This is a genomic window from Aliiroseovarius sediminis, assembly GCF_022678485.1.
Lineage (GTDB): Bacteria > Pseudomonadota > Alphaproteobacteria > Rhodobacterales > Rhodobacteraceae > Aliiroseovarius > Aliiroseovarius sediminis.
Window position 1 is genome coordinate 32696 of sequence record NZ_JALBYP010000034.1, and the last position, 20936, is coordinate 53631.

19 protein-coding genes are annotated in these 20936 nt (G+C 58.4%); 11 read left to right on the forward strand and 8 right to left on the reverse strand.

The window, feature by feature from the left end; translation table 11 throughout:
- Positions 1 to 300: 300 nt before the first annotated feature.
- From MN186_RS10770 to MN186_RS10780, 3 genes are all read right to left on the reverse strand, one after another.
- Positions 301 to 1089 carry an ATP-binding cassette domain-containing protein gene (locus MN186_RS10770; protein ID WP_242114379.1) on the reverse strand — a complete coding sequence of 263 codons (789 nt, stop codon included), beginning with the start codon at positions 1087 to 1089 and terminating at the stop codon, positions 301 to 303.
- 1 nt (position 1090) lies between these two features.
- On the reverse strand, positions 1091 to 2212 hold the full coding sequence (locus MN186_RS10775) for an ABC transporter permease (protein WP_242114380.1): 1122 nt from the start codon (positions 2210 to 2212) through the stop codon (positions 1091 to 1093).
- 87 nt (positions 2213 to 2299) lie between these two features.
- Complete coding sequence (locus MN186_RS10780; RefSeq protein WP_242114381.1) at positions 2300 to 3250, reverse strand: sugar ABC transporter substrate-binding protein; 951 nt, start codon at positions 3248 to 3250, stop codon at positions 2300 to 2302.
- Positions 3251 to 3436: 186 nt separating this feature from the next.
- Between MN186_RS10780 and MN186_RS10785 the strand changes: the two genes are divergently transcribed.
- Positions 3437 to 4441 carry a LacI family DNA-binding transcriptional regulator gene (locus MN186_RS10785; RefSeq protein WP_242114382.1) on the forward strand — a complete coding sequence of 335 codons (1005 nt, stop codon included), beginning with the start codon at positions 3437 to 3439 and terminating at the stop codon, positions 4439 to 4441.
- On the opposite strand, the gene MN186_RS10790 is transcribed toward MN186_RS10785, so the two are convergent.
- The 3 genes from MN186_RS10790 to MN186_RS10800 are packed head-to-tail and all read right to left on the reverse strand — an operon-like array spanning position 4438 to position 7600.
- Positions 4438 to 5571 (reverse strand): Gfo/Idh/MocA family protein, encoded by a 1134-nt coding sequence (locus MN186_RS10790; protein WP_242114383.1) that lies wholly within the window; start codon positions 5569 to 5571, stop codon positions 4438 to 4440. The two genes, MN186_RS10785 and MN186_RS10790, sit on opposite strands and share 4 nt — an antisense overlap.
- A 12-nt stretch (positions 5572 to 5583) precedes the next feature.
- Entirely contained in the window at positions 5584 to 6477 is an 894-nt protein-coding gene (locus MN186_RS10795) for a TIM barrel protein (protein WP_242114384.1), read from the reverse strand.
- Positions 6478 to 6496: 19 nt separating this feature from the next.
- Entirely contained in the window at positions 6497 to 7600 is a 1104-nt protein-coding gene (locus MN186_RS10800; RefSeq protein WP_242114385.1) for a Gfo/Idh/MocA family protein, read from the reverse strand.
- Between the two features lie 123 nt (positions 7601 to 7723).
- On the opposite strand from MN186_RS10800, the gene iolD reads away from it, so the two are divergent.
- The 6 genes from iolD to iolG are packed head-to-tail and all read left to right on the forward strand — an operon-like array spanning position 7724 to position 14077.
- Positions 7724 to 9592, forward strand: a complete 1869-nt coding sequence (gene iolD, locus MN186_RS10805) for a 3D-(3,5/4)-trihydroxycyclohexane-1,2-dione acylhydrolase (decyclizing) (RefSeq protein WP_242114386.1) — start codon at positions 7724 to 7726, stop codon at positions 9590 to 9592.
- Positions 9592 to 10431, forward strand: a complete 840-nt coding sequence (locus tag MN186_RS10810) for a phytanoyl-CoA dioxygenase family protein (protein WP_242114387.1) — start codon at positions 9592 to 9594, stop codon at positions 10429 to 10431. The genes iolD and MN186_RS10810 overlap by 1 nt, the downstream gene beginning before the upstream one ends.
- Entirely contained in the window at positions 10428 to 11405 is a 978-nt protein-coding gene (iolC, locus tag MN186_RS10815) for a 5-dehydro-2-deoxygluconokinase (RefSeq protein ID WP_289069575.1), read from the forward strand. Before MN186_RS10810 ends, iolC begins: the two co-directional genes overlap by 4 nt.
- An 11-nt stretch (positions 11406 to 11416) precedes the next feature.
- Entirely contained in the window at positions 11417 to 12259 is an 843-nt protein-coding gene (locus tag MN186_RS10820) for a 5-deoxy-glucuronate isomerase (protein ID WP_242114388.1), read from the forward strand.
- Entirely contained in the window at positions 12256 to 13086 is an 831-nt protein-coding gene (locus tag MN186_RS10825) for a class II fructose-bisphosphate aldolase (RefSeq protein WP_242114389.1), read from the forward strand. Before MN186_RS10820 ends, MN186_RS10825 begins: the two co-directional genes overlap by 4 nt.
- Before the next feature lies 1 nt (position 13087).
- Entirely contained in the window at positions 13088 to 14077 is a 990-nt protein-coding gene (iolG, locus tag MN186_RS10830; RefSeq protein WP_242114390.1) for an inositol 2-dehydrogenase, read from the forward strand.
- A gap of 209 nt (positions 14078 to 14286) precedes the next feature.
- On the opposite strand, the gene MN186_RS10835 is transcribed toward iolG, so the two are convergent.
- Both MN186_RS10835 and MN186_RS10840 read right to left on the reverse strand, forming a co-directional pair.
- Positions 14287 to 15021 carry an SH3 domain-containing protein gene (locus MN186_RS10835; RefSeq protein ID WP_242114391.1) on the reverse strand — a complete coding sequence of 245 codons (735 nt, stop codon included), beginning with the start codon at positions 15019 to 15021 and terminating at the stop codon, positions 14287 to 14289.
- A gap of 575 nt (positions 15022 to 15596) precedes the next feature.
- Complete coding sequence (locus MN186_RS10840; RefSeq protein WP_242114392.1) at positions 15597 to 17852, reverse strand: adenosylcobalamin-dependent ribonucleoside-diphosphate reductase; 2256 nt, start codon at positions 17850 to 17852, stop codon at positions 15597 to 15599.
- A 74-nt stretch (positions 17853 to 17926) separates the two neighbouring features.
- On the opposite strand from MN186_RS10840, the gene MN186_RS10845 reads away from it, so the two are divergent.
- The 4 genes from MN186_RS10845 to MN186_RS10860 all read left to right on the forward strand — a co-directional run bounded on the left by MN186_RS10845 (position 17927) and on the right by MN186_RS10860 (position 20904).
- Positions 17927 to 18412, forward strand: a complete 486-nt coding sequence (locus tag MN186_RS10845; protein ID WP_242114393.1) for a DUF1489 family protein — start codon at positions 17927 to 17929, stop codon at positions 18410 to 18412.
- 87 nt (positions 18413 to 18499) lie between these two features.
- Positions 18500 to 19363, forward strand: a complete 864-nt coding sequence (locus tag MN186_RS10850) for a branched-chain amino acid aminotransferase (RefSeq protein WP_242114394.1) — start codon at positions 18500 to 18502, stop codon at positions 19361 to 19363.
- A complete protein-coding gene (locus MN186_RS10855; RefSeq protein WP_242114395.1) occupies positions 19356 to 20390 on the forward strand; it encodes an AbrB family transcriptional regulator in 1035 nt (344 codons plus the stop codon). Before MN186_RS10850 ends, MN186_RS10855 begins: the two co-directional genes overlap by 8 nt.
- 58 nt (positions 20391 to 20448) lie before the next feature.
- Complete coding sequence (locus MN186_RS10860; RefSeq protein WP_242114396.1) at positions 20449 to 20904, forward strand: universal stress protein; 456 nt, start codon at positions 20449 to 20451, stop codon at positions 20902 to 20904.
- Positions 20905 to 20936: the final 32 nt, after the last annotated feature.

Genomic DNA, 20936 nt, shown 5'->3' on the forward strand with positions numbered 1-20936 from the left:
ATATGTTATGTCACGGACATACAGCCGCGTCGCGTTTGACGATCTTGGCACTGAAAAGCCCAGATAGCCGCAGCGTCGATCAGCCAGAAGGGCGTCAAGGTCGCCTGGTAACCTGACGGGCACGACCGACCGACAGGGTTTCGAGCTTGGCCACCGATTACCTGCGCTTAAGAAGTAACCCGATCCCTCACGACCTGCGGCATTGCTGGTCCTGCGGCGCGTTTCGGGTTTCTGATTGGCGATGCCGGATTAGGTGTTTTCGCTCATAAAATTGCTAACAGCATTTGGGTCGGGCACCTCTTAAACGGTGCCACCCAAGCTTCCCTCCAGCGCGACAAGCTCTTGTCCACCGGCCATCATGTCTTGAAGCTCCTCCGGTGTGATCTGGCCACGCTGAGCGGTGCCAAGCGTCTGGCCACGGTTCAGAACTGTGAAACGATCGCCAACGGCCATGGCATGACGCACGTTGTGAGTGATGAACACGACCGCAACGCCTTGCTTGCGAACCTTGGCAACGGTGGCCAGAACATTGGCAGTCTGGCGCACGCCCAAGGCTGATGTCGGTTCATCAAGGATCAGCACCTTGGCGCCAAAATGAACTGCACGGGCAATCGCCACCGTTTGCCGTTCACCACCGGACAGTGTGCCGACCGCCTGATCTGGTCCGCGCAGGTTGATGCCCATCTCGCGCATCTCATCCATGGTTACGCGGTTGGCATGATCGTGGTCAAAGAAAGTCAACGGTCCAATCTTTTTCACCGGCTCGTTGCCCATGAAGAAGTTACGACTAACCGACATCAGCGGGATCATCGCAAGGTGTTGGTGCACTGTGGCAATTCCTGCTGAAATCGCGTCACGCGGATCGGCAAAGTGCATGGGGCGGCCTTCGAACAGGATTTCGCCTTTGGTGGGTTGATGCACACCGGACATGGTTTTGATAAAGGTCGATTTTCCGGCGCCATTGTCGCCCAGAAGGCAGTGGCATTCGCCTGGAAACACATCAAGCGAAACCCCGGCAAGCGCGATGACGGACCCGAAGTGCTTTTCGATATTCTTCATCTGGATAATTGGTGCGTGTTCGGGATTCATATCAACGCTCTCCTGTCATAATGCGGCGGATATAGGTGTTCAGGATCACCGCAAACAGCAGGATCACGCCAAGAAATACGCGGAAAAGGCTGCTTTCAACCCCGGCAAAGAACAGCCCTTGCTGTACCACGCCAAAGATCAGCGCGCCAAGTGCTGCCCCCAGGACCGAGCCATAGCCGCCCGTTAGCAACGCACCTCCGATGACCACGGCGATGATCGCCTCGAATTCTTTCAAAAGCCCCCGGTCTGACCCGGCTGACCCGAATTCCATTACCTGACAGGTTGCAAAAACACAGGCACAGAAAGCGGTTAGCATAAACATGCTGATCTTGACCTTGTTCACCGGAACGCCCGAGTTTCTTGCTGCCTCAGCATCGCCACCCGCAGCGAAAATCCAGTTTCCGAACCGCGTTTTGGTCAGCAGGATATGGCCCAGCAAAACCAGAACCAGAGCCCAGATGATCAGCATGGGAATGCCATCGACGACGGGTTGGCCTTTGCGGGTGCCACGTTCGAACGTGGCGATGATACCTGCATCACCCAACCATTCAAATACGCCGCCCAAAACCTTGCCGCCAAACACTGCCGCCAACCAATCACCTTCAGCCACGTCCTTGATACCGCCGATGATTGTCTTACGCTCGATCTGCTGCGGCAAAAAGATCGCAAAGCCGCGTAGAATGAACAAGAAAGCCAGCGTCACAATAAAACTGGGCAGCCCCGTGCGTACGACGATGAAACCATTCAGTGCGCCGATGGCGATGCAGATCACGAATGTCACAAGGATCGCCATCCAGACCGGCCAGCTAAGCGTGACTGCAAAAATTGCGATCAACATGCCCGCAAAGCCAATCATCGACCCAACAGACAGATCGAACTCGCCCGCGATCATCAACAGGCAAGCGCCCACTGCGATGATCATGAATTGCGCCGACACGATCGACCAGTTCATGATCCCTTGGCTGTTGAACATGCCACTGTCGAAGGCAAACAATAGAAAGAAGGTGAACACAGCAATGGTGCCCACGATCCCGCCCAGTTCAGGGCGGATCATGGCTTCGCGAAACCTGGAACGAGTCTTGATCCGTTCGTCGACCTCAGCAGGGGTGGGGACGTTGGTCATTGGGGCCTCATCTGTCATTGGCAAGACGTGGAGTTTCAGAAACAAGAAAGGCGGCCAAAGTGCTATGGCCGCCTTTATGGTAGAAGATCAGCGGTATTCACCCGCGAACTCTTCGATTTTGGCAAGCCCGTCCGCAGTCACAAAGCCCGGGCCGGAGTTGATATTGTTGCCCGGAAGTACGCCATAGCGGTGATAGTTGGTCATCACTACGACCGGCAGATAGGCCTGCAGGAAGGGTTGTTGGTCGATGCCCCACTGGATCACGCCGGATTTGATACCTTCGACAATCTCGCCACCCAGATCGAATGTGCCGAAATAGATATCACCAGCCAAGCCGTTTTCTTCCAAAGCCAGCAGCGTGGGATCAGCCGAGGTCGGCCCAAGCGTCAGCACCGCGTCAGTGTCGGGGTTGGCAGACAGATAGGCCATCACGCGGTTCTTGATTTCGGCAGGATCTTGCCCTGCGTCGATCATCTGTTCGCCCAAGTCGACGCCCAGCCCGTCAGCAAAGCCTTGGCAACGTTCTTGCGATGCGGGCTGCACGATATAGTGATTTACGCACAGAAAACTGCCGATTCCGTCGTCTTTAGCACGTTGTCCGGCGGCAAAGCCTGCGTCATATTCAGGCTGGCCGACATACATCAACGCACCGACTTCGCGGGCTTGATCTGGTGTCCCGGTGTTCATGATGATCACGTCCACACCGCTATCCACGGCCGATTTGATCGGGCCGCTCAGCACATCATAGTCAGCCAAAGTCGTGATAATTCCGTTTGGACCGGACGCAGCCGCTTGTTCGATGATCCGCGCCATATCGGCAAGGTCACCTGTGGGTGGGTTGCGGTATTCAACCTCGACCCCCATCTGCTCACCTGCCAGCGCGATGCCGTTCTTGACGGTATTCCACCAGCTATCGCTATCGGGCGCGTGGCTGACCAGAATGTATTTTTCCCCGTCTGCCATGGCGGACGTGGCGACCAACAGCGGGGCAGCGGCCACAGCCGTGGTCAGCGCCAGTTTCTTCATCAGTGAAATCATGTTTTCCTCCCAGTTTCTCACCGTATCAAGGCGAAAGGGCGGTCCTACCCGCCTCTTCGACTCAACTTAGATCACGTTTTGCACTTTTTTGCAACCGGTTGCAAAATATGATATGGTATTTGATGCTGCGCCGGCTTGAGTATCGGGGTAAAAGGGTCTGAACAGGTACATGATAGGTCGCACCATATGATCGTTACTTTGAAAGAGGTTGCAGAACGCGCCGGAGTTTCGCGCTCGGCCGTGTCGCGCACCTTTACGAGCGGCGCATCGGTGTCGGACAAGATGCGACGTAAGGTCGAAAAGGCCGCGCGCGAGCTTGGCTATAGCCCGAATGCCTTGGCATCGTCGCTGACTACGGGGCGGACTAAGCTGATCGGCCTTGTCTCCAACAACTTTCACAACCCGATTTTCCTTGAGGTGTTCGACCTATTCACCCGTGGCCTGCAGGACCGTGGGTTGCGCCCCTTGCTGGTCAACCTGAGCGACGAGACTGACCCGGAACAATCGGTCCGAATGCTGCGCCAATATTCGGTCGACGGTGTCGTGGTTGCCTCGTCCACCCTTCCGCCCGGTTTTGCCAAGGCCTTTCGTGACGCAGGTGTGCCAGTCGTGCATTCATTCGGGCGGTATTTGTCCGCGCCACAGGTGCATGTGGTCGGCATCGACAACGTCGAATGCGGTCGCATGGCCGCCCGCAGTCTTGTCGCGCGCGGCTATGATTGCGTTGCCTTCATGGGGGGACCGGAACGTGCGACATCAACCCAAGACCGCCTGTCCGGCTTCATGATCGAGATGTCGGCCCACCCCCACATCCACTCCAGCCATTCGTTTGCCGACGCCTATTCCTTCGACGCAGGCCGTCGCGAGATGTTGCGATTGCTGAAAGACACTCCCGCGCAGGCCTATTTCTGCGGTGACGATGTCTTGTCGATCGGGGCGTTATCGGCAGTGACTGGCAGCGGGCTATCCGTGCCGGGCGACATCGGCATTATTGGCCTGAATGACATGGAAATGGCACGGTGGGAAAACATTAACCTGACCACAATCCATCAGCCGATTCAGCAAATCGTCAATTCGTCAATCGAGCTGATGGCCGCAATGCTGGACGATCCCGATCGCCTTCCCGAAGCGCGGATTTTCGCCTGCTCGATTGTTGAACGGGGCACGCTGCGCCCCGTCCGCGCTGACTAACGAAACATTGGTGGACGCGCATCCATCCAAGCGCCATCGTTCTTTGCCGACACAACAGCCGTGTGCACTGCAGACATCGACCGCACGCCGTCAGATGCGTTGGGCAGCCCGTCGCGGGTCTCGCCCCGGATCGCATCGGCCAGATCACAATAGATGTTTGCCACAGCCAGCGGGAAGCCTTCGGGATGCGCTATTGCGACGCGTGACAGGCGTTGCGCATCTTCGTGCAATCCACCTTCGCCCTTTTCAATGATCTGCGTGCGGCCGCCAACAGGTGTAAAAATCAACTGGTTCGGCTGTTCGGACGCCCAGCGCAGGCCACCAGTTTCGCCAAACACCTGAATGTCAAACCCGTGCTGGCGCCCGATGGCAACGGAAGACGTCCAGAGCCGCCCGACGGTGCCGCCTGCCATGCGGAAATTGACCATCGCGTCGTCTTCCAATTCACGGCTGGCGATCGTGGATGCGAAATCTGCTGATAATTTTTCAACCTCGTCATCACAGATGAAGCTGGCCATGTGCATGGCGTGAATGCCGCAATCGGCAAACTGTCCCGATACACCCGCCATCGCGGGGTCATACCGCCAGCGCACCCGTGGATTATCCGCGTCAGTCGCGTCGCCGTGGTGACCGTGGCTGAAATTCGTAACGACCAGACGCACCTTTCCAATCTCGCCAGCGCGCACCATCGCGCGGGCCTGACGGACCATCGGATAGGCGGAATAGCAGTAGTTCACAGCGCAGATTTTCCCGGTCGTCTGAGCGACGCGGACGATCTCTTCGCCCTCGTCGACGCTCATGGTCATCGGCTTTTCGCACAGCACGTTGAACCCGGCCTCAAGAAAGGCTTTCGTGATTTCGAAATGCGTTGCGTTGGGCGTAGCCACCGTGACCAGATCGACCCGATCCGCGCGGCCCTTTTCGCCATCGAGCATTTCCCGCCAATCGCCATAGGCGCGATCCGCCGCCACGCCCAGACGTTGCGCATATTCGCGGCCAACTTCCGCACGATGATCCAATGCGCCAGCGGCAAGTTCAAACAGCCCATCCGCCTGTGCACCCAAGCGGTGCGCAGGTCCGATCTGGCTGCCTTCACCGCCGCCGATCATGCCCCATTTCAGTTTTTCCATGAGATCGCTTCCTTAACTAAAGCCAATGGATTCAAGGTATTCCCGATTGATCCGCGCATCACCAACCGGGTCGGGATCAAGCGTCGGGTCGCAATCTTGCTCAACCGTGCACCAGCCTTGAAACCCTGCATCCAACAACACTTGCCGCACCGCGGGGAAGTCGACGTCGCCGTCACCGAGGTTGCAGAAAATGCCCTTCCCGCAAGCATCGTAAAAGCCCGTTCCTTTGGCGATCACATCTGCTTTCACTGCGGGCGAAATATCCTTGAAGTGCATATACGAAATTCGATCCATATGGCGTTTCATGAACGCGACCGGATCATAACCCGCATAAGAATGATGACCGGTGTCGAAACAAATCTTCAGAATGCTATCATCGACCTCATCCAGCAACCGCTCCAGCTCTGGTTCGAAATCCATGAACCCGGCGGCATGAGCATGGATGCCAACCGTCAATCCATATTCCTCTGCCCCGATCCGAGCGCTTTCGGCGATGCGGTCGCGATAGGCTGTCCACTCTGCCTTGTCCATCTGCTCGGCTTCCTCTGCGCGACCAGCCGTCGGCGCACGACGTGGTGAAATCGAGTCGATCAGCACAAGATGCTCCGCGCCGTGTGCCTTCAACGCACGCGCGGTGCGGTGCGTCGCGTCCAGCACGTCATCCCAAGCGTCAGGGTCGTGATAGGCACGAAAAACCACCCCGCCGATCAGCTCCAGATCATTTTCTGCCAAACCTTCGCCCAACACTTCGGGATCTTCAGGCATAAAGCCAACGGGCCCCAATTCGATGCCCTTATAACCTGCGGCTGCGCAGTCCTTCAGGACCGATTGCCAGCTGGGATTACGCGGATCTTGCGCGAATTCCACACCCCATGAACAGGGCGCATTGCCAATTCTGATTGTCATCCAAATGCCTTTCTGATGCTCAGAACGTTTCGATATCTTGCCACGCCTCTTCACGGGACGAGGCCATGGCGGCCGCGATAACGCGGTTCACCTCCATCCCATCACGGAACGTGGGCCAGACGGGTTTTCCGGTTTCAATCGCGGCAAGGAAATCACGTGCCTCGATGATGATCTGATCTTGATATCCAGTGCCATGCCCTGGACCCTGACAGAACGGAAGGTAGTCTGGATGCGCCGGGCCGGTCAGGATTTTGGTGAAACCGCGCGTGGCCTCGGGCCCATCCATCCGATACAGCCAGATCGCATTCTGATCTTCCTGATCAAACCGGAGCGCGCCCTTGGTGCCTGTGATCTCATAGGCATAACCCATCTTGCGCCCCGTCGCGATGCGGCTGAAATACATCTGCCCCATTGCGCCGTTATCAAAGCGGCACATCATTTGGGCGTGATCGTCATTCGTGACATCCCCACCGGGACGGGTGGTATGCACGGTCTCGACAGTTGCCATCACACGCGCAATCGGACCCAACAAAGCGAGCGCCGCGTTGATCATATGCGGGGCAAGGTCGCCCATAGTACCATTAGCCTCCCCGGTCGTGCGCCAGGTCGCAGGGGCGCCGGGGTCGGCGTAGAAATCTTCGGTATGTTCGCCGCGAAACCACGTTACATCCCCGATCTCTCCGTCCGCGATCAACTGTCGCGCGAACTGGCTGGCGGGTGTGCGGATATAGTTGAAGCCGACCATATTAGGAACACCTGATGCTTCGGCGGCGGCGACCATGGCGCGGCTGTCATCCAGCGACGCACCCAGCGGTTTTTCGCAAAAGACAGGCTTACCCAAGGCAAAGGCTGCTTCGGCCACGGCGCGGTGGGTGTCTTGCGGCGTTGCGATCATGATGGCTTCGACCTTGGGATCCGTCACCAGCGCCTGCCAATCGTCTGTCGCACGCTGAAACCCATACGCCGCGCGGTATTTTTCGGCACTGTCCGGTGTCGACGCGCAGACCATTTCCAGCCGGGGGCGCAGCTTGGTATCAAACACAGCCCCCACTGCGGACATGGCGACAGCGTGGGCTTTGCCCATGTATCCTCCGCCAAGGATGCCGATCCCGATCTGGGTCATAGTGCCGCCTTTCGTTTTGAAATACAGTTTGCAACCGGTTGCAAAACTTGTATCTTGGGAATCGATATCTCGCAAGCTGCTTTCGGCACAGGGCCGAATATTTCCGGAAAGGTTCGCGTTGACATGACACAGACACAAGACACCATTCGCCTGACAACGGCGCAAGCCATCATCCGCTGGCTCTCCAATCAATTTATCGAGGTTGACGGACAGGAAATGCGCGTGTGCGGCGGAGGTTTTGGCATCTTCGGTCACGGCAACGTCACCTGTCTGGGCGAGGCCCTGTACGGCGTGCAGGACGAACTGCCCCTGTATCGCGGACAAAACGAGCAAAGCATGGGGTTTGCCGCCGCAGGCTATGCCAAGCAATGGCTGCGCCAGCGGTTCATGTTCTGCACGGCAAGTGCCGGACCAGGCACGACGAACCTGTTGACCAGCGCCGCGCTGGCCCACGCCAACCGATTGCCCATGCTGCTTTTGTGCGGGGACACGTTCGTGACGCGCCTGCCCGACCCCGTCCTGCAACAGATGGAAAACTTCAACGACCCGACCTTTGGCGTGAACGATGCGTTCAAGCCGGTGGTGCGTTACTGGGATCGCATTACGCATCCTGCTCAGGTTATCCAATCGTTGCCTGCCGCGATTGCCACGATGCTTGATCCCGCCGATTGCGGCCCCGCCTTTCTGGGTTTGCCGCAGGATGTGCAAGGTTGGACCTATGACTACCCAACTGTGTTTTTCGAAAAGAAGGTTCACCGCATCCGCCGCCAGGCCCCCGACACGGACGAGGTTGCGGACGCTATCGCCACCCTTCGTGCCGCCAAACGCCCGATGATCATTGCCGGTGGCGGGGTGCAATATTCACGAGCTATTGCCGAACTGACTGCGTTTGCCGAAGCACACCAGATTCCCGTGGTCGAAACAATCGCGGGCCGCGCCAACATGCTGGCAACCCACCCTTTGAATATCGGACCAATCGGCGTAACCGGCTCCAACAGTGCCAATGCGATTGCCGAAAGGGCCGACGTGATTGTCGCTGTCGGTACGCGCTTGCAAGATTTCACAACCGGATCCTGGACAGCCTTCGCCAAGGATGCACAATTTATATCTGTGAACGCCGCGCGCCACGATGCGGCCAAGCATAGGTCTTTGCCGATTGTGGGTGACGCAAAACTGTCACTGGCTGCGATGACTGAGATGTTGGACTATACAGCCCCTGCCGATTGGGTCGCATTTGCGCAAGACGAACGGCGCGCATGGGATGTGTATGTCGCGCAAAATGTGTCTCATGGGAACCGTCCGAACTCTTATGCGCAGGCCATTGGCGTGGTCAACGACCTGTGCGATCCACGCGATCGTGTGGTCGCCGCAGCAGGCGGCTTGCCCGCCGAAGTGACTGCCAACTGGCGCACGCTGGACATCGGCACGGTGGATGTCGAGTTTGGTTTTTCGTGCATGGGCTACGAAATTTCAGGCGCATGGGGCGCAAGAATTGCACAATTCGAACAAGAGCCCAAAAATGACACCATCGTCTTTATTGGCGACGGATCTTACATGATGTTGAACTCGGACATTTATTCATCCGTACTGAGCCAGAAAAAGCTGATCATCCTCGTCTTGGACAATGGCGGCTTTGCGGTGATCAACAAGTTGCAAAACAATACGGGCAACGAAAGCTTCAACAACCTGATCACCGATTGCCCAACCATTCCTGACCCGTTCGGTGTCGATTTCGAAGCTCACGCTGCGTCGCAAGGGGCGATTGCGGAAACGGTGTCAAACCCATCCCAGTTGGGCGAAGCATTCACCCGCGCCAAGGCGTCAGACCGCACTCATGTCATCGTCATGAAGGTCGATGCCTATGATGGCTGGACCACCGAAGGTCACGCGTGGTGGGAAGTCGGCACACCCCACATCACTGACAGTGACCGTGTGCGCGACGCCCACAAAGAAGTCGAAAGCAGTCGCACCAAACAGCGAAAGGGTGTGTGATGAAACGTTTCACCGCAGAAACCGCCAACCCCGCCGATATCGTGCAGGAGCTTTTGCATGGCGGCGGGGCCGTTGGCATTTCGGGCCTGTTCAGCCCCGCCGAGATTGCTGAAGCGCGCGCCGTTGTCATGGCTCATTCGGACAACGCGGCCGCGAAAGTGACTCATTTTCAAGGGGCGGCTGAAGACGCCGGAAAGCTGGACCTGCAACGCCGCGTCTGGAACCTGCTGGCGAAAGGCGACGTCTTTTCAACAATGGCCACCCACCCGGTGTTGATGGATATCCTGCGGGCCTTTCTGGGGACCGAGTTCATCATGGGCTCGATTGCGGCCAACCGCATCCTGCCCGGCGGGCCGGGACAGGAACCACATGTGGATTACCCGTATTGGGATTTTCATAAACCCGACACGCACCCGGTCGGTCTGAACGCGTCCTTCCCCATGAATGCGCAGGTGTCGATCCTGCTGGACCCGTTTACGGAAGAAAGCGGCGCCACAGGCTATGTGCCCGGATCGCAACGGGAATTGCGCTATCCCGCCCCTAAGGACGAATTCCACAAGCGTTGCGAACGCATGACCGGGCAACCGGGCGATGTGGCCTTGTTTTATGGCGCCACTTGGCATTGCGCGATGCCGAACAATGCCGATCACGACCGAAGTGCCATCCTGATTCAATACCTTCCCAAATGGGTCAAACCGATGGAAGAAATGCCCGCCGCACTACCACAGGAATTTCTGGATCACGCCAGCCCGGATATGCGCCAGCTTCTTGGGCTGAATTTCCCCTATCCCGAAGTGCTGGATGCAGCGCGCGGTGGCAATGCGGAGGGGCGGACGTGATCCTGAAAGGCATCTCGAAGCGCAATTTCCTCGTGATCGGGCGGGTCGGCATGGACCTGTCCCCTGATCCGCCCGGCACCCGCACCCGCGATGCCCGGAACATGATGGTCGCAATGGGCGGCAGCAGTGCCAATATCGCTGCGGGCCTTGTGAAACTGGGTTGTCAGGCTGCTTTGGTGACGCGGGTGTCAGACGACGCCGTCGGTTGGTATTGCGAAGGGCAATTGGATGCATACGGCGTTGACCGCACCCATGTCAGCCGCATTCAGGGGGAAGAACGTACATCGCTCGCGGTGTATGAAACCCGCGTCGAAGAGCATCAAAGCGTCATCTACCGTAACAACGCCGCCGATTTTCAGATGTCGATCGAGGATGTCGAAGCCGTCGACTACGCAAGCTACGGTGCGTTGATCACGGCTGGCACCGTTTTTGCCGCCGAGCCATCCCGCGCTGCAACATTTCGAGCGTTCGAACTGGCAAAGGCAGCCGGTTTGCCAATCATCTTCGACGTAGATTACCGACCCTATAGCTGGCCTTCGCCACAGGTTGCCGAAGAGGTTCTGTCGCGCGCGGGCGCCCTGTCGGATGTCATCGTCGGCAATGACGAAGAATTTGGCTTCATGGCCGGTGATATCGCGCGTGGTTTGGATAAGGCGCGCGAATTGGCCGCGTCGTCTGCCGCGATTGTCGTCTATAAGATGGGCGCTGAAGGCGCGGTCACACTGGCCGACGGCGAAGAAATCCGCACCGGCATCTTTCCTGCCCGCGCGGTAAAACCCACCGGAGCTGGCGACAGTTTCATGGCCGGTTTTCTAGCCGCTCTGGCAGACGGTTGCGCGATCCGTGACGCCGTGCTTCACGGATCTGCCTGTGCATCGATCGTCGTGGCCAAACCTGGCTGCGCCCCCGCAATGCCCAACACCGCCGAGCTTGAGGCATTCCTAGCCTCGCATCCCGGCCCAACCGACTGCTGAAAGGATATCCAATGCATATCGCGCCCCATGACAATCAGAATAAGCCCATCGTCGATGCCGACCACGACCTTGTGCCGTTAAACTATTTCAACATCGTCAAGCTGAAGAAAGGCGAAGTATTCGATTATACCGTGCCGGGCTATGAGACCTGCATCGTGCCAGCCACCGGCACTGTTGATGTGGATATCGACGGCGCAGCCTACCCCGCGCTTGGCAACCGGACGGTCGACGTCTGGGATGGCGAGCCCGAAGGCGTTTATGTTCCCACCGGTGCACATGCGCGCATTACCTGTATCACCGACACAACCGAGGTTTTCATCGCCGGGGCGAAATTCGACAAGGTGTTGGAACCGTTCGACGTGCGCGGCGACGCGATTGACCTGGTCCAATACGGGTCCGACGACACCAAGACACACCGCAAGATCAAACACATTCTAGGTGCCAATCATCACGACAAAGTCGGCCGTCTGTTGGTCAGCGAACTCTACACCGTTGGGCAAGGTGGCTGGTCGGGCTTCCCGTCGCATAAGCATGACACCGACCGCCTGCCCGATGAAACCCGCCATGACGAGACTTACAACTTCCGCTTCCGCCCCGACTATGGCTCGGGCGTGCAGATGTTGCAGCGCGAGGATAACAAGCCGGGCGATGCCTATCACATCATGAACGGCTCGACCATTCTGATCGACAAGGGATATCACCCCTGTGCCGTGCTGCCGGGCTATGAGATGTATTATTTCACCATCCTTGGCGGGCTATCGCAGCGGTCTTTGAAACAGTATTTCCAACCGACCCACGCCGCCCAGTTGCACACGATCCCCGGCATCATGGACATGGTGGCAAAGTTCAAATGACCCTTGCGACACTGTCGGACGTGCTTCAACCGGCGTTGAAGCATAAATATGCCGTGGCCGGTCTTGTCACCTTGGGGTGGGAAGACATGCGCGCGTTTGTTGCCGCAGCCGAGGCCGAGGATGTGCCCGTGATCTTGCAAGCCGGGCCGTCGTGCCGCGAACACACGCCCTTGCCGATACTTGGCCGCATGTTTCGCCATTTGGCAGAGAACGCAAACGTGCCCGTCGTGGCCCATCTTGACCACGGATACACGTCTGAAGACTGCCGGATCGCAATTGACAGCGGCTTCACCTCGGTGATGTTCGATGGCTCGCGCAAACCATTGGCCGAGAATATCGCCCAGACCGCCGCCATCGCCGATATGGCCCATGCCGCAGGGGTGTCATGCGAGGGTGAAATTGGGTTTGTCGGCTATGCGGGTGGCGAAGTGTCCGCCGGGACCGACCCCGCAGAAGCGGCGCAATTTGCCCGTGATACGGGGGTGGATGCCATGGCGATCTCGGTCGGCAACGTGCATCTGCAACAAGACAAGGAAGGCGGCCTGGACATGGACCGCATCCGGGCGATCGAGGCTGTTACGAGCGTACCATTGGTGATCCACGGTGGGTCTGGCGTCCCGGTCGCACAACGCACAGCACTTGCCCAAACCTCAAACGTCTGTAAGTTCAACATCGGCACCGAACTTCGCATGGCTTTTGGCGAAGCACTGCGTGATGCCGTCAACGCCGATCCCGCCCGGTTCGACCGAGTGCAGATCCTGAAAGAAACTCATGATCCGGTGATGGCCGCCACCCGCCGCGTTCTTCAAGCCTTCAAAGGAGCATGAAATGCTGAGTATTGGACTTTTGGGTTGCGGGCGCATCGGCCAGGTGCACGCACGATCCATCGGCCAGATCGACGGGGCACGCGTCGTTGCGGTGGCTGATGCTTTTCCCGAGGCCGCGCAAGCATTGGCTGCACAAACCGGTGCGCAGGTCATGGACAGCCAAGCCCTGATCGACAGCGCCGAGGTTAACGCGGTCGTCATCGGCACCCCCACGGATACGCATTACGACCTGATCCACGCCGCCGCACGCGCTGGCAAAGCCATCTTCTGCGAAAAGCCCGTCGATATGTCTGCCGACCGCATTCGCGATTGCATCAAGGTGGTCGAAGCTTCCGGCGTTCCCTTCATGACAGCCTTCAATCGCCGTTTCGACCCGAACTTCGCGAATGTTCAAGGCCGGATTGCCGCCGGTGAAATCGGCGCTGTCGAGATTGTGACCATTCAGTCGCGCGACCCCTCGCCGCCCCCGATCAGCTATATCAAAAGCTCAGGCGGTCTGTTTCGTGACATGATGATCCACGATCTGGACATGGCTCGGTTTCTGTTGGGTGAAGAACCTATCACCGTTTATGCGGTCGGGTCGGCCTTGGTCGATCCCGAAATCGGACACGCCGGCGATGTGGACACAGCCGCCGTGACTCTGACCACTGCCAGCGGCAAGATTTGCCAGATTTCAAACTCGCGCCGCGCGACTTATGGTTACGACCAGCGGATCGAAGTGCATGGTGCCAAAGGCATGATCCGCGCCGAAAACGTATTGGAAAACACAGTCGAGATCGCGTCAGACGCTGGCTTTCGCAAAGCCCCTGCCCAGCATTTTTTCCTTGAACGGTACGAGGCGGCCTATCGCGCCGAAATGCAGTATTTCGTGCGCTGTATTGCGGAAGATACGCCGCTACGTCCCAACATTGCCGACGGCTTGCGTGCACAACTATTGGCGGACGCCGCAGCTTCTTCGTTGGCACAGGGAACACGAATACCGTTAGACTGATCTGCAGGGTCGCCGGAAGGTGCGTTTTGGCCGACAGAACGATGTTCGCGTCATCCCGTTACATTTCATCAAGCGCATAGTCGCGGTGCCAAGCTTGGGATCGAAGGTATTTAAATAAATCGTGCCGAACCTGTCAGGCTTGTTTTGTTTATACCAACGCTCGATATCGGTAAGCCGATTTCTAGGATGCTGGAACCTGACGCCATCACCTAATCCCGCCCGCACGAGAAAGCGACAAGACGAGCGGAGACAACGTTGTCTCCGACCGAACGCACAGGAAAGTCGACCCTCACCGACTGGCCCAGCCGGTCATCACGAGAGATGCTCGCCCTTTCGACCACGGCCATGTGATGCGAAAACCGATCTACGGTCGTGCGATAGGAAATCACGCCTCGACAAGCGACGAAAACAAGGTCGTTGCGATCAGGATCGTATTCTTGGCGTAACAGTTGCACGCGCGCGCTGGCGACGCATTTTCGGATGCCGTTGTCGCCAAAAAGTGCCGGACGGCAGTCAAAATCAAGCTTACTGACGCGAAGCCCTGCAGCCGGGGGATGAGACGGATATGGGCGCGTGGGCTCGTCATATCCGCGACGATCGTTCGCGGTGCCTGCATCCGAGCTTAAGAAACGTGTCGACACCCAGCCTTCTGCATCTAGCCCCGTGGCCCCCTGAACAAACACCTTCGCCCAAGAGCCTTCACGAACAAGAATACTGACAGACGTACCAGCTGGCAGCGTACGTAGTATGGCAGCGCCTGTACCGGGGCCCGCGCGCATATTAAGTGCTTGAGCGTCAACATAGGCATAGGTGCCAACCTCCTGTGCGCTTGCGGCGGTGACGCCAAAAGACAGGCACGCCTGAATGGCAAGCATCACGGCGAAGATAGGTATAGCGGCTAGAACGCGTGCTGTCCTAGTTGCCTTCTTGTCTATCTGATTCATTTTGCACCTATCCTCTCTTGAAAAACAAATTGTATATCATGCGGATCTGTTCATGCACACTCGGCCAATTGCCCCTTATCGACCCGTTTACAGACGTGCGAAAAGTCGGGTTCGGCGGGCGGGCGACGTGCGCTTACACAGGTGCCGGGGCTGGATCACATGGCGGGTCCGCGTCAAGTTCATGGACGGCCTTCTTGACCGCTCACCGATGTCTCGGATGTTGCACTTCTGTTTGCGGGTTGCGCGGCGGATGTCTTTGACAACCTTCTCGCCGTGGCTCTGTTTAGTTCCGGGTTTCGGTCTCTTCTTCACTCCTTGGTGGTTCCGATACGCCAGAAACACTCTCTTATTAAATCGCCCTAAACCCTCCCATAGGCGCTGACGCCAGACTCAATGCTGAGAAGCGTGTCGTCTATTAGACCTCAGGGCAGCGAAGCCATTATTTTTAAATAAAAATGGAGGTGTAAGCCACCTCTCCCGTCAAGAGGCTTAACTCATGACGGGATTCGCACACGCTATTGCTTGCTTTTGAGAAGACTATTCCTGTTTCAAGCCTCTGACACAAACGCCCTGACCTAGCCACACTTCGAATGTCCACAGGACGCGCAGGTCATGCAACCTTCGATCATGCGCATGTCATATTGGCCGCAGCTCGGGCAGGCAGGGCCGCGGGGGGCGTTGCCAAGGTTGATGACCTCGGCCTGTGGGTCGGTTTTCAAGCCCATGCCCTCGCCTTCCAGAAAGCCCGTGGCGACCATGTGTCGTTCAATCACACCGCCAATGGCCGCAAGGATCGACGGGATGTATTTCCCCTCCATCCATGCCCCACCGCGCGGGTCGAACACCGCTTTCAGCTCTTCGACCACAAAGCTAACGTCCCCCCCGCGACGGAACACCGCCGATATCATGCGGGTCAGCGCGACTGTCCAGGCGAAGTGCTCCATGTTCTTGGAGTTGATGAACACCTCAAACGGGCGGCGATGGCCGTTCAGGACCAGATCGTTCACGGTGATATAGATCGCGTGTTCGCTATCGGGCCATTTGACCTTGTAGGTATGGCCTTCCAGCGATTGCGGGCGATCCAAGGGTTCCGAGATATAGACGACATCCGCGCCGGTATCAGCCTCGGGTGCTTTTTCGCTTTCCTCAGAGACGGACAGCACGGACCCTGTCACCTCGTTGGGGCGATAGGTCGTGCAGCCTTTGCAGCCGCTGTCCCAAGCTTCCATGTAGACGTCTTTGAACGCGTCGAAGCTGATATCTTCAGGGCAGTTAATGGTCTTTGAAATCGAGCTGTCGATCCATTTCTGGGCGGCGGCCTGCATTTTTACATGCGCGAGAGGCTCCAGCGTCTGGGCGTTCACGAAATAGTCGGGCAGTTCTTTGTCACCGAACTTGTCGCGCCACATCTGGACGGCGTAATCCACCACCTCTTCTTCCGTCCGCGAGCCGTCCTTTTGCAGCACTTTGCGGGTGTAGGCATAGGCAAAGACCGGCTCGATCCCGGACGACACATTGCCGGCATAGAGGCTGATCGTACCAGTGGGCGCGATCGAGGTCAAAAGCGCGTTACGGATGCCGTGTTCGCGGATCGCATCGCGCACGTCGTCATCCATATGGGTCAGCGAGCCGGATGCCAGATATTTGTCGGCGTCAAACAGCGGGAACGGACCCTTCTCTTTCGCCAGATCCACGGACGCCAAATAAGACGCACGCGCAATCTGCTTCATCCATGCTTCGGTCTGGGCTGCAGCCTCGTCCGAGCCGTAGCGCAGCCCCAGCATCAGCAGTGCGTCGGCAAGGCCCGTGACACCAAGACCGATCCGGCGCTTGGCTTGTGCTTCCTGACGCTGCGCCTCAAGCGGGAAGCGGCTGGCGTCCACCACGTTGTCCATCATGCGCACGGCGGTGGCGACCAATTCGGTCAGCGCGTCGCCATCCAGATGGGCGCCATCCTCGAACGGATCCGCAACCAGACGCGCAAGGTTGATCGAGCCGAGAAGGCAAGCGCCATAGGGCGGCAGGGGTTGTTCACCGCAGGGGTTGGTGGCGGCAATTGTCTCGCAATAGGCGAGGTTGTTCATCTGGTTGATGCGGTCGATGAAGATCACGCCCGGCTCGGCGTAATCATAGGTCGCCTTCATGATCTTGTTCCAAAGATCACGCGCCTCGATGGTGTGGTAAATGGTGTCTTCGAATTTCAGATCCCAGCTTGCGTCGTCTTTTACGGCCTGCATGAAGTCATCCGTGACCAGCACCGACATATTGAACATACGCAGGCGTGCGGCGTCGGATTTCGCAGTGATGAAGTCCTCAATGTCCGGGTGATCACAGCGCATCGTCGCCATCATCGCGCCGCGACGCGAGCCTGCCGACATGATCGTGCGGCACATTGCGTCCCACACATCCATAAATGATAGCGGGCCAGAGGCATCCGCCGCCACGCCCTTCACATCCGCGCCCCGTGGGCGGATGGTCGAGAAGTCATAGCCGATCCCCCCACCCTGCTGCATGGTCAGCGCGGCTTCTTTCAGCATATCGAAAATGCCACCCATGCTGTCGGGGATCGTGCCCATGACAAAGCAGTTGAACAGCGTCACAGACCGGCCCGTGCCTGCGCCCGCCGTGATCCGGCCAGCGGGCAGGAACTTGAAATCCTCCAGCGCGCCATAGAACGCGTCTTCTTGGGCTGGTTCTGCCTCGGACAGCGCGCGCGCGATGCGGCGCCACGTATCCTCGACCGTCTTGTCTTCGGGCGTTCCCTCGGCCGTTTTAAGGCGGTATTTCATGTCCCAGATTTGTTCGGCGATGGGGGCAGCAAAGCGGCTCATGCAAGCGATTCCTATGCGTGTTGGAAGGCCCTCCAGATTAAGTGATCAGGCCGGGCAAGGTCAATTGCCAAAGGATGAGATTCGGCGTAAAGTGGCAAGTCAAACACAATATCTGGGGTGGCGTCGTGGCCAGCACCATAAATCTGGTAAAACTCTGCGTGGGCGCAGAGAAGGTGGAAGACCTTGAAACCTGGCAGGCTTCGCGTATGGCGCAGAGCGGTCAGGCCAACCCCCGACACATCACGCGCATGTGGCCCAAACGTGCGGATGAACTTTTGTCAGACGGATCGCTTTACTGGGTTTTCAAAGGCTTCGTGCTTGCGCGCCAACGCGTGATCCGGCTGGATGAGGTGATCGGTGACGACGGCATCCGCCGCTGTGGCATTGTACTGGATCCGCAGATCATCCGCACTGAAGCCCAGCCGCGCCGCGCTTTTCAAGGGTGGCGCTATCTGACACCTCAGGATGCGCCGCGCGATCTGTCCGCAGACGGTACTGACAACGACACGGTCCTGCCCAGCGATTTGGCCGCCGCACTGGCCGATATCGGCATCCGCTAGCTTCTGCCTTACGCGGGACGACATGCCCCGGGTCTGGACACCGGTCTTTTGCCTGATACTGTCTGCGTGAAATTAAAGGAGGGTCCGATGGCGACCGGCACCAACATCCGCACCTATTTCAACGGCACATGGCACGACGGCGACATCTACACCATGCGCGCGGCGGACCATGGAACGTGGCTCGGCACGACTGTTTTTGACGGCGCGCGCTTTTTCGAAGGCATCCACCCGGATCTTGAACCGCATTGCGCGCGGGTGAACCGATCAGCCGAAGCCCTGATGATCACGCCGACCGTCGCCACCGCTGATATGGTCGAGATCGTCAAGGAAGGGCTGGCCGCCTATCCCAAGGGCGCGGCTGTTTACATCCGGCCGATGTATTGGGCGCTGGAAGGGGGCGATCTGGGGATCGTCCCAAAAGCGCGTGCCACGGGCTTCGCCGTCTCGCTTGAGGAAATCCCGATGGCGCTGAAGACGGCCTCGACCACCCTGACGACCACCCGCTTTCGCCGTCCGGTGATGGAGGATGCCGTGGTCGACGCCAAGGCCGGGTGCCTTTATCCCAACAACGCCCGCATGTTGGCCGAAGCCCGCGCCAAGGGTTTTGGTAACGCGCTGGTCGCGGATGCGCTCGGGAACGTGGCGGAAACGTCCTCGGCCAACGTGTTCATGGTGCGCGACGGCGAAGTGTTTACGCCCATTCCCAACGGCTGCTTTCTGGCTGGCATCACTCGCGCCCGCCACATCGCCAACATGCGCGCCGACGGGATCAAGGTGCATGAAACGGTGCTAAGCTTCGATGACTTCCATAAGGCGAACGAGGTTTTCCTGTCCGGTAACATGATGAAGGTCACGCCGGTCAGCGAATTTGATGGCACGATGTATGACTCCGGCCCCCTCACCCGCCGCGTGCGCGAACTTTACTGGGACTGGGCGCACTCCGATGCGTGAGCCGCTGCGCACGGTTCTGACGCTGTGTGTCGGGTCCGTGGGCGCGGCGGTTGCGTGGGCGATCAACATGCCGATGGGGTTTCTGGTCGGCCCTGCATTGGTCGTCGCCCTTGCAAGCCTGCGTGGAATGCAGACCGACATTGCGCCGCCCCTGCGCAACGTGATCTTCATTCTGGTAGGGATCACGGTAGGGTCGATGGTGACGCCCACCAGCCTTGCCGCCGTGTTGCGCTGGCCCATCGCCTTTGCGCTGCTGGCAGTGCTGACACTGGCCACTCCTTTTATCGGGCGCTGGGTGCTGACCCGATTTATGAAATTCGATAGGGATGAAGCCTTCCTGTCTGCCGCTCCCGGTCATTTGGGTCTGGTCGTGTCACTATCCGACAGTCTGGGTATCTCGGTGGCGCGGCCCGCAATCCTTGCCTCGTTCCGTGTGCTGGCGCTCAGCCTTTTTGTGCCGCTGGCCGCGCGGCTGTCGGGGATCGAACTTGGCCCCGGCCTGCCCGTTGGCCGCGCCACCGCCCCGTGGCTGATGATCGGGCTGGAACTTGCCGTGGCGCTGACGCTGGCACCCCTGATGATGCGTATGCGTTTGCCCGCCCCCGTGCTGTTGTCTGCGATGATCGCTGCGGCGTCGTTTCATCTGACAGGCGTCGTTGACGGCAATCTGCCCCCTTGGGTCAGCCAGGTCGTCCTGATCATGATGGGAAGCCTGATCGGCACGCGATTTTCCGGTCTCACATGGCGCGATCTGACCCATAACTTGGCGGCAGGTGCTGCGGTGGTCGGGTTGACAACGCTGTTGGCAGCCGTGGTCGCGGTGCTGGCGGCCCATCTGTCCGGTCTACCTGTTCTGGATTTGCTGGTTGGCTTCGCCCCCGGCGGGTTAGAGACCATGATCATCGTCGGCGTCGCTATGGGCGCGGACCCCAGTTTCGTCGCCGCCGCGCATGTTGGTCGACTGGTACTTCTGGCGGTCCTGATCACCGCTTATGCCACCCGCATCGCCCGTGGCGCGGTGCGTTGAAAACCGTGGACAGCCCATCACCCCTCGGGCAGACTGGCCGCGTTTCTGGAGGTCTAACATGCGTAAGTTTCTCGTGATCCTTGACGACAGTCGCGAATGTCTGAACGCAATGCGCTTTGCAGCGATGCGTGCAGCCAAGACCGGCGGCGGCGTGCAGGTTCTGTCAATCATCACGCCCGATGAATTCAACCACTGGATCGGCGTTGGCAACATCATGCGCGAAGAGGCGCGTGAACGCATCACTGTCCATTTTGAGGTCTACGCAAAATGGATGCGCGACCGCCAAGGTGTGGACCCCGAACTGGTGATCCGCGAAGGTGAACCCGTGCCCGAAATCATGGCCCAACTAAGCGAGGACGCCAGCATCGGAGTTCTGGTTCTGGGTGCAGGTTCAGAAAAAAACGGGCCGGGTCCGATCATCAGCCAATTGATGCGCGCCTCGGCCACTTTGCCGGTGCCGATGACCATCGTTCCCGGTGAAATGTCCAAGGACCGGCTGGAAGTGATCACCTGACCGCCGCTACCTTGACTTCACGGCGACAGACG

Excerpts from the sequence above, each read along its gene's own strand:
- MN186_RS10785 (WP_242114382.1), top strand. The coding sequence starts at position 3,437 with ATGATCGTTACTTTGAAAGAGGTTGCAGAACGCGCCGGAGTTTCGCGC.
- MN186_RS10795 (WP_242114384.1), bottom strand. The coding sequence starts at position 6,477 with ATGACAATCAGAATTGGCAATGCGCCCTGTTCATGGGGTGTGGAATTC.
- MN186_RS10790 (WP_242114383.1), bottom strand. The coding sequence starts at position 5,571 with ATGGAAAAACTGAAATGGGGCATGATCGGCGGCGGTGAAGGCAGCCAG.
- MN186_RS10780 (WP_242114381.1), bottom strand. The coding sequence starts at position 3,250 with ATGATTTCACTGATGAAGAAACTGGCGCTGACCACGGCTGTGGCCGCT.
- MN186_RS10860 (WP_242114396.1), top strand. The coding sequence starts at position 20,449 with ATGCGTAAGTTTCTCGTGATCCTTGACGACAGTCGCGAATGTCTGAAC.
- MN186_RS10820 (WP_242114388.1), top strand. The coding sequence starts at position 11,417 with ATGCATATCGCGCCCCATGACAATCAGAATAAGCCCATCGTCGATGCC.
- MN186_RS10800 (WP_242114385.1), bottom strand. The coding sequence starts at position 7,600 with ATGACCCAGATCGGGATCGGCATCCTTGGCGGAGGATACATGGGCAAA.
- MN186_RS10810 (WP_242114387.1), top strand. The coding sequence starts at position 9,592 with ATGAAACGTTTCACCGCAGAAACCGCCAACCCCGCCGATATCGTGCAG.
- MN186_RS10835 (WP_242114391.1), bottom strand. The coding sequence starts at position 15,021 with ATGAATCAGATAGACAAGAAGGCAACTAGGACAGCACGCGTTCTAGCC.
- MN186_RS10845 (WP_242114393.1), top strand. The coding sequence starts at position 17,927 with ATGAGATTCGGCGTAAAGTGGCAAGTCAAACACAATATCTGGGGTGGC.
- MN186_RS10770 (WP_242114379.1), bottom strand. The coding sequence starts at position 1,089 with ATGAATCCCGAACACGCACCAATTATCCAGATGAAGAATATCGAAAAG.
- MN186_RS10775 (WP_242114380.1), bottom strand. The coding sequence starts at position 2,212 with ATGACCAACGTCCCCACCCCTGCTGAGGTCGACGAACGGATCAAGACT.
- iolD (WP_242114386.1), top strand. The coding sequence starts at position 7,724 with ATGACACAGACACAAGACACCATTCGCCTGACAACGGCGCAAGCCATC.
- MN186_RS10850 (WP_242114394.1), top strand. The coding sequence starts at position 18,500 with ATGGCGACCGGCACCAACATCCGCACCTATTTCAACGGCACATGGCAC.
- iolG (WP_242114390.1), top strand. The coding sequence starts at position 13,088 with ATGCTGAGTATTGGACTTTTGGGTTGCGGGCGCATCGGCCAGGTGCAC.
- MN186_RS10825 (WP_242114389.1), top strand. The coding sequence starts at position 12,256 with ATGACCCTTGCGACACTGTCGGACGTGCTTCAACCGGCGTTGAAGCAT.
- MN186_RS10855 (WP_242114395.1), top strand. The coding sequence starts at position 19,356 with ATGCGTGAGCCGCTGCGCACGGTTCTGACGCTGTGTGTCGGGTCCGTG.
- MN186_RS10840 (WP_242114392.1), bottom strand. The coding sequence starts at position 17,852 with ATGAGCCGCTTTGCTGCCCCCATCGCCGAACAAATCTGGGACATGAAA.